This is a genomic window from Paraflavitalea sp. CAU 1676 (assembly GCF_029223285.1).
In the GTDB taxonomy this organism is placed as follows: domain Bacteria; phylum Bacteroidota; class Bacteroidia; order Chitinophagales; family Chitinophagaceae; genus Paraflavitalea.
The window spans coordinates 1-1446 of the sequence record NZ_JARHUJ010000021.1; the positions used below are offsets into that span (position 1 = coordinate 1).

The following is a 1446-nucleotide window of genomic DNA, read 5'->3' on the forward strand; positions in this document are numbered from 1 at the left end:
AAAAAGGTACTGTTTTAAATTCCAAAAAAATCTGAACTTTATATTTGACGAAGGAGAGCTTCAGTTGAGAGATTCGACGGAAGTTCATCTTGTGCAGGCAGGCTTATTGGCCTGCCTGTGTTTGAATCAAGGACTTCGTCCTTGTGACGAAGGAGAGGCTTAGTTTCCTGATTCCCGGAACTGTAGTTTTCCTGATAAGTAGAGTCATTTTTCCAGAGGGTATAGATAAGGAGGAGTATTTTTCTTTGCAGAGCTGTGGCGCCCACCATTTTACACTCTTTTTTTTCATTTATCCGGGTATAAACAGCCTTTAGCTGTTGGTTATACCTGGAAGCAACCAAAGCTGGAAAATGCAATGCTGCCCGTATTCTCCCATTCCCTTTTTTTGAAATTCTTGTCTTGCCTTTAATACTGGAACCTGATTGTTTCTCGACTATATCGTACCCTGCATAACTTGTCAGCTGCTTACCATTTTTGATTAATCTGAACCCTTGTGTTTCGGCCAGTATTATAGCTATGGTTATGAAGCCAACCCCTTTAATGGTTTGTATTTTATTCACTTTTTCCTCTAACCATTCTTCCTTTATGAGGAGTTGTTGTATCTGTGCTGCACATTTTACGATCTCATTATCCAGCTTCCTGATTATTGAGCGGGTAGAATCCAGAATGAATGCGAGTGGTTCATTTCCTGACTGAGTACTTTTTAGCCTGTTAATGAAGGCGGTACGTTGTATTTTAAGGTCGGTATACAGCCGGCAAAGATCCCTGAGTTCTTTGAAGATTGGGGCGGGTGGTTGCCACAATTCCAAAGGTCTTTCTGCTCCCATTCTGGCAATCGTACGAGCGTCCAGTGTATCTGTTTTTGACTTAATGTTAAGACTCTTTGCGTAATGCTTTACTTTGTTTGGCAATACAACTGAAACCGGCTGATTAAGTTTGGTTAGATGATACGCTAATGGCTCGTAATAAATACCAGTAGCTTCCATTACAAAGCAAATCTGTGGCAGTTTGTCTACTTGTTTACGAACCCATTTAATTAGTTGATTGAAGCCTTGTTTTGAATTGTCGAACTTCACAACTTCACTTAATTCAAACCGGCCATCGGTTTGGACCCGGCATAGGCAAGCTGTAAAACTTAGCTTGGCAATGTCTATGCCCACGCATTGACGAATAATTGCATTCATGACAAACGAGATTTGAAGGTTAATGACCTTGTTTTCTCCTTCGTCTTGCCTTTTAAATATTACACTTGCTTATCGCTATGGATAGCATTAAGTACTGTTCAGACTCTGAAGAAAATAAAAGGGAAATGGAGCATCCTTTTTTCCGGTATGGCAATAATGCCTACCTGGCCCCGCCCGTCTCATTTCCCTATAGGTCAATTTTCTTTAGCTTAACTAAGTTAAATTAACCTTGCTTAGTACAGTACAAAAGTAAAAGCCCCGC

1 protein-coding gene is annotated in these 1446 nt (G+C 40.5%); it reads right to left on the minus strand.

Annotated elements, in window-relative coordinates; genetic code table 11:
- Positions 1 to 38: 38 nt before the first annotated feature.
- Positions 39 to 1184 (minus strand): IS110 family transposase, encoded by a 1146-nt coding sequence (locus P2H89_RS35400; protein ID WP_275836326.1) that lies wholly within the window; start codon positions 1182 to 1184, stop codon positions 39 to 41.
- Positions 1185 to 1446: the final 262 nt, after the last annotated feature.